The sequence below is a fragment of the Aeromonas sp. HMWF014 genome, from assembly GCF_963878295.1.
Classification (GTDB): domain Bacteria; phylum Pseudomonadota; class Gammaproteobacteria; order Enterobacterales; family Aeromonadaceae; genus Aeromonas; species Aeromonas popoffii.
Window position 1 is genome coordinate 1 of record NZ_CAWNYS010000394.1, and the last position, 5,671, is coordinate 5,671.

A 5,671-nucleotide genomic window follows, 5' to 3' on the forward strand; every position below is an offset into this window, starting at 1 on the left:
GCCACCGGGGGCACAGTGGCCGCAGACGCAGCCTGCCACGCCGCAGCCTGCTCCCTAGCCTGCTGCCAGAGCCACATGCGGCGAAAGCGGTTCTCCTCGCCAATCAGGCTGACGAAGAAGGCGCCAAACACATCCAGCAGCACGGAGAGGAAGCAGACTAACAGGAACTGCACCTGGCTGATGCTCATGCCCACGCCGTCCGCCAGACTGCTCATCAGCCCCAGCATGGAGGACTGCTCATTGACCGGCTTGGCATCCCGCTCCTGGCGCAACTCATCCTGCTGCAACCTGAGCTTGGTGTTGGCCTGCTGCAAGCCGCTGACACCGCTGGAGATACGTGCCATTTCTATGTACTTGCGGGCCGCCTCCTCGTTGAGCTGGATCTGGCGCTCTATGCTGGCGATCTGCTCGTCGAAACGGGCCAGTTCCCGCTCGTGATGCGCCTGCTGGCTCAGTATGGTGTTGGTGGCGCTATTGATGCCGCCGATACTGCCGCCGATGGAGATGGCGGCCAGCACGCTGTAGAACAGCAGCGACCAGAAGGCCCCTCCCAGATCCCGCCGCGCCTTGCACTCCCCATACTCGTACCAGACGTAGAACTTGCCCAGTTCAAAGATGATGGCCAGCCCGCCGAACAGCCACTTCATCAGCGGGTTGTCATCGATGGAGAGGAACAGCAGCAGGGAGAAGATGATGGAGGCCAGAATGGCCAGCCCGGTGAAACTGTATACCGTCGTCAGAGCAAACCACCCCTTGGGGTAGCGCAGCGCGGAGGAGTCCTGTGTGGTCATGATGAAGGGGTGTGCTGTGCAGGAAAAGTTGGCTGCCGATTATAGTCGCCAGACTCGCACAGAGAAGGGCAAATGACTGAATTCCTTCAGATTGACAACCAGCTGCCCAGAGTGCGACCAAAACGGACAAATCGGCAGCAGAAAAGCGATACAATCCCTGCCTGACTTGATCATGTGGTGAGATGGAGTACGGTTCCGCTCAGGTTCAGCCCCGGTCTGTAGACTCATCCACCGTTGCAATTATCAGAGGCCATCATGAACAGTAAGACCACTTTGCTACTCTCCCTTCTTCTGGTTACCGGCAACGCCGCAGCGACACAGCACTATCAAGAGAGCAGTGGCTCCGAATTCTCCGTCGATGAGCTTACATTCAATCTGAACTGGGATGACACGCAGTTCGGCTGGCCCCAGAACGACTGCCTCGATCTGGGGGGCGGCGAAACCGCCCCGGCCGACTGCGAGGCGGTCAAATTCAATCTGAAAGACGAAGAGAACCGCAACCAGCCACCGAAAACCAACCAGATCCCCGCCAATTCGCAGAGCGGCCAGTAACGACAGGAGTCCCCTTGCGATGACCCAAACCAAACACAGCCCCATTATCCATCGCGGCGCCCTGCTGCTCTCCCTGCTCATGGCGCACGGCATCGCGTTTGCTGCCCCTCCCAGCAAGAGTGGCGATGGCATCAAGATCTCCGGCGATGGCATCAAGATCAATCTCGACTGGGATGACAAAGAGTACGACTGGTGGCAGAACAACTGCCTGGATCTTGGCATTGGCGACAGCCGGATCAAACTCAACTGTAACAAGATGGATGGCAAGTACCGGGATCACTACAACCGCAGCATTCACAGCGGCAATAATCCGGGTCAGGGCCATAACAGGCAGAAAGGTAACGGCAACGGCAAGCACAACTAACCGCCACCACCGCAGTAATCACACAGGGGCACTAGGCCCCTGTGTTCGTTGGACTACCAGTAATTCTCCGCACTGATGTTGCCCGGTGCCCGGCGCAGGTTTTTGGCCAGTCCCAATGCCAGCAAGGTCTGTTGAGTCTCCTTCACCATGGCCGGATTGCCACAGATAAGCACCTGACTCGACTCCGCTGAAAACCCCAGCCCCACCCGTTCCTGCAACTGGCCGTTGGCGATGGCCGCCGGGATCCGCCCTGCCATCGCACCGGGCCAGGTCTCACGGCTGACGAAGGGCACGTAGCGAAAGCGTGCCCCCTGCTGCTCGGTAAAACTGGCGATAAGCGGCTGATAGCTCAACTCCTCCCCTTTGCGTACCCCATGCACCAGCACCAGGTTCTCGAAGCGGTCGAAGGCCTCGCCGTCCGCCAGCATGGAGAGGAAGGGGCCGATGGCGGTACCGGTAGAGAGCAGCCAGAGATCGCGGCCGGGCGGGAGCTCATCCAGAGTCAGAAAGCCGGTCGCCTGGGATTGCACCAGCAGAGTGTCGCCCGCTTGCAGGGAACCGAGAGTGGGGGTCAGCTCGCCATCGGGGATCTCGACGAAATAAAACTCGTGGTACGGCGCAGAAGGCGGATTGACGAAGGAGTAGGCCCGCTGGATGCGGCGATCACCCTGAACAAGGGCCAGTTTGGTAAATTGCCCTGCCTTGTAGGGGGCCAGTTCGGCCTCCACACGCAGGGAAAGCAGGGTGGGGGTCCATTCGATACGCTCGATGACCCTACCTTCGACCCAGGCTGCCATAAGGCTCTCCTCCAGAGGAACAGAACCTCACTTTACCCCTCGTTCCCAAAATAAAAAACCCGCGCAAATGCGCGGGTTTTTCTGCAAAAGCGAAACGCTATTACAGGGCAACAACCTGAACTTGTACGGTTGCTTTGACGTCAGCGTGCAGCTGAACAACAACTTCGTACTCGCCGGTGTTACGCAGAACGTTGCCCATGCGGACCTCGCTCTTGGCAACAGCAACGCCGGCAGCAGTGATGGCTTCAGCCACGTCACGGGTACCGATGGAACCAAACAGCTTGCCTTCGTCGCCAGATTTGGAGGCGATGACAACAGCAGCCAGTTCACCCAGCTTGGCAGCGCGCTCTTCAGCGGCAGCTTTACCGGCAGCCAGTTTGGCTTCCAGGTCAGCACGGCGAGCATCGAAAGTCTCGATGTTGGCCTTGGTAGCCATAACGGCTTTGCCTTGCGGGATCAGATAGTTACGGGCGTAGCCAGCTTTAACAGCGACTTGATCACCCAGACCGCCCAGTTTGGCGATTTTGTCGAGCAGGATAACTTGCATTACCTTTCCTCTATAAAAGTTGAGTTAGGCTTAAGTGCCGGGCCGATTCTTACTTGTTGTGCAGATCGGTGTACGGCAGCAGAGCCAGGTAACGAGCACGCTTGATGGCGCGTGCCAGCTGACGCTGATACTTGGCGCGGGTACCGGTGATACGGCTCGGTACGATCTTGCCAGATTCAGTGACGTAGTTTTTCAGAGTAACGATATCTTTGTAGTCGATCTCGGTAACGTTCTCGGCAGTGAAGCGGCAGAACTTACGACGACGGAAATAACGTGCCATGGCCTTTATCCTCTATTCAGTGATCCAGAATTACTCTTCGGAAGACGCTGCTTCAACAGTATCTTCGCGGCGCTCGTCGTCACGACGGACGAAGCGCTCTTCCTTGGCCTTGGCCATCGGAGAAACTTCAGTCACGGCGTGCTTGGTGCGCATGATCATGTTGCGGATAACGGCATCGTTGAAACGGAAGTTGGTTTCCAGTTCATCGATAACGGCTTGCTCTGCTTCCACGTTCATCAGAACGTAGTGAGCTTTGTGCAGCTTGTCGATCGGGTAAGCCAGTTGACGACGGCCCCAATCTTCCATGCGATGGATAGTACCACCCGCGGTGGTGATAGCGCCGGTGTAACGCTCGATCATGCCGGGTACTTGCTCGCTCTGGTCCGGATGAACCATGAAGACGATTTCGTAATGACGCATTTTAGCTCCTTACGGATTAATTCAGCCTCCGCCCAGGTGCAGCCAGACCTCGGAGGCAAGGAACGTATGGTGTGTTTAGACACTGCTTTCTAGGGCGGCGTATTGTACGAAATCACATCCCTCACTGCAACTGGCCGCCACAGATGTTTTTATCTATGGGTATGATACAAAACATCAATTGATAACAATTATCATTTAGATCTATTCTGTCTCCATCATCTTATGGAGGGTGTTGCCATGCAACCCGCGCTGACCACGGCCATCCCGGCCCGCAAATTCAAACTGATCCTGCTTGGCCCCGCCTTCATCGCCGCCATCGGCTATATAGACCCGGGCAACTTCGCCACCAATATCCAGGCCGGCTCCACCTTCGGCTATCAGCTGCTGTGGGTGGTGGTGTGGGCCAATCTGATGGCCATGCTGGTACAGACCCTCTCGGCCAAGCTCGGCATAGTCACCGGCAAGAACCTGGCGGAGCACATCCGCGACCGGCTGCCCAAACCGGCGGTCTGGGCCTACTGGGTACAGGCGGAGATCATCGCCATGGCCACGGATCTCGCCGAGTTCATCGGTGCGGCCGTGGGCTTCAAGCTGCTGCTCGGCATCACCCTGTTGGAGGGTGCCGGCATCACGGCCGTGGTCACCTGGGGCATTCTGATGCTGCAATCCCGCGGTCAGAAGCCGCTGGAGTTCGTGGTTGGCGGCCTGTTGCTGTTCGTGGCAGCGGCCTATATCGTCGAGCTGGTGCTCTCCCGCCCTCATCTGCCGAGCCTGCTGGAAGGCGCCCTCTTCCCCGGCCTACCCAACAGCGACGCCGTCTACCTGGCCGCTGGCGTGCTCGGTGCAACAGTCATGCCTCACGTCATCTACCTGCACTCGGCGCTGACCCAGCACACCCTGGATCAAGGCACAGTGCCCCAGCGACTGCACACCACCCGGGTGGACGTCGCCATTGCCATGACCATAGCCGGCTTCGTCAACCTGGCCATGATGGCCGTGGCGGCCGCCGCCTTCCACGGCGCTCACCAGCCAGTGGCCGAACTCGAAACCGCCTACCAGACGCTCACTCCCTTGCTCGGGCAGGCCGCCGCCACCCTGTTCGGCCTGTCACTGGTGGCCTCCGGCATCTCCTCCACCGTGGTGGGTACGCTCGCCGGTCAAGTGGTGATGCAAGGCTTCGTGCGCTTCGCCATACCGCTCTGGCTGCGCCGCGTCATCACCATGGCCCCCGCCTTTGTGGTGATCGCTATGGGGCTCAACACCACCGAAATATTGGTGCTGAGCCAGGTGGTGCTGAGCTTCGGCATCGCGCTCGCGCTCATTCCACTGCTGATCCTGACCGGCGATCGGGCGCTGATGGGAGAGTATCGCAACCATCCGGTGACTCAGGCAGTCGGCCGCCTCATCGTCGCACTGGTGATCGGGCTCAACGCCTACCTGCTGGTCGCCATGATCTAGCGCGCACAACCCGCTATTGAGGCCGGCTTATTAACCCAGGTTAATGAGCCGGTCTGCACTTTGGCGTATGCTGCGGCTCTCTCTTCCTCTTCGATTCGCAGGAGCCATCCATGGAACACACTCGAGCCAGTTTCGTACTGGGCCACCATCATGAACAGGCCAGCGTGGTCTTCTGCCAGAGCGGCGACACCAGCCTGCTGGTGACCGACCTCACCCCTTTCCATCCCCAGAGCCACCTCTGGCCCGATCAGCCAGGCGATGTGGGCACGGTTTGCTGGGATGGCGGCAACGCCAGCGTGGGCCCCTGCCGCATGGGGGCCATCAGCCCCGAAGGAGAAGTGTTCGTGGACACAGATATTCCGGTCAAGCGTGGCGCCGAAGGGTGGGCCTTCGTGGTGGTACATCCCCTGGCAGGCCAGCACTCTCTGGCGGTGGGTTCCAGGGTTGAACTGAAGGTAGATG

8 protein-coding genes and 1 pseudogene are annotated in these 5,671 nt (G+C 58.9%); 4 read left to right on the forward strand and 5 right to left on the reverse strand.

What is annotated here, in order from left to right; translation table 11 throughout:
* Positions 1-791: Preprotein translocase subunit SecY (locus tag AAC083_RS15995; RefSeq protein WP_108537119.1), on the reverse strand; the 791-nt coding region annotated here is incomplete at its 3' end.
* Positions 792-1,046: 255 nt separating this feature from the next.
* Here AAC083_RS15995 and AAC083_RS16000 point away from each other — a divergent pair.
* Positions 1,047-1,343, forward strand: a complete 297-nt coding sequence (locus AAC083_RS16000; protein WP_108537120.1) for a hypothetical protein — start codon at positions 1,047-1,049, stop codon at positions 1,341-1,343.
* 19 nt (positions 1,344-1,362) lie between these two features.
* A complete protein-coding gene (locus AAC083_RS16005; RefSeq protein ID WP_181364779.1) occupies positions 1,363-1,707 on the forward strand; it encodes a hypothetical protein in 345 nt (114 codons plus the stop codon).
* A 53-nt stretch (positions 1,708-1,760) separates the two neighbouring features.
* Here AAC083_RS16005 and AAC083_RS16010 read toward each other — a convergent pair whose 3' ends face one another.
* The 4 genes from AAC083_RS16010 to rpsF form a co-directional block, all read right to left on the reverse strand.
* A complete protein-coding gene (locus AAC083_RS16010; RefSeq protein ID WP_108537121.1) occupies positions 1,761-2,504 on the reverse strand; it encodes a ferredoxin--NADP reductase in 744 nt (247 codons plus the stop codon).
* 100 nt (positions 2,505-2,604) lie between these two features.
* Entirely contained in the window at positions 2,605-3,051 is a 447-nt protein-coding gene (gene rplI / locus AAC083_RS16015) for a 50S ribosomal protein L9 (protein ID WP_108537122.1), read from the reverse strand.
* Positions 3,052-3,100: 49 nt separating this feature from the next.
* Positions 3,101-3,331 carry a 30S ribosomal protein S18 gene (gene rpsR, locus AAC083_RS16020; RefSeq protein ID WP_005313392.1) on the reverse strand — a complete coding sequence of 77 codons (231 nt, stop codon included), beginning with the start codon at positions 3,329-3,331 and terminating at the stop codon, positions 3,101-3,103.
* Between the two features lie 30 nt (positions 3,332-3,361).
* Positions 3,362-3,751, reverse strand: a complete 390-nt coding sequence (gene rpsF, locus AAC083_RS16025; RefSeq protein WP_005313395.1) for a 30S ribosomal protein S6 — start codon at positions 3,749-3,751, stop codon at positions 3,362-3,364.
* 237 nt (positions 3,752-3,988) lie between these two features.
* Here rpsF and AAC083_RS16030 point away from each other — a divergent pair, with 237 nt between their 5' ends.
* Positions 3,989-5,209 carry an Nramp family divalent metal transporter gene (locus AAC083_RS16030; protein ID WP_181364780.1) on the forward strand — a complete coding sequence of 407 codons (1,221 nt, stop codon included), beginning with the start codon at positions 3,989-3,991 and terminating at the stop codon, positions 5,207-5,209.
* A 110-nt stretch (positions 5,210-5,319) separates the two neighbouring features.
* Positions 5,320-5,671 (forward strand): annotated as a pseudogene (locus AAC083_RS16035) (hypothetical protein); the annotation flags it as partial.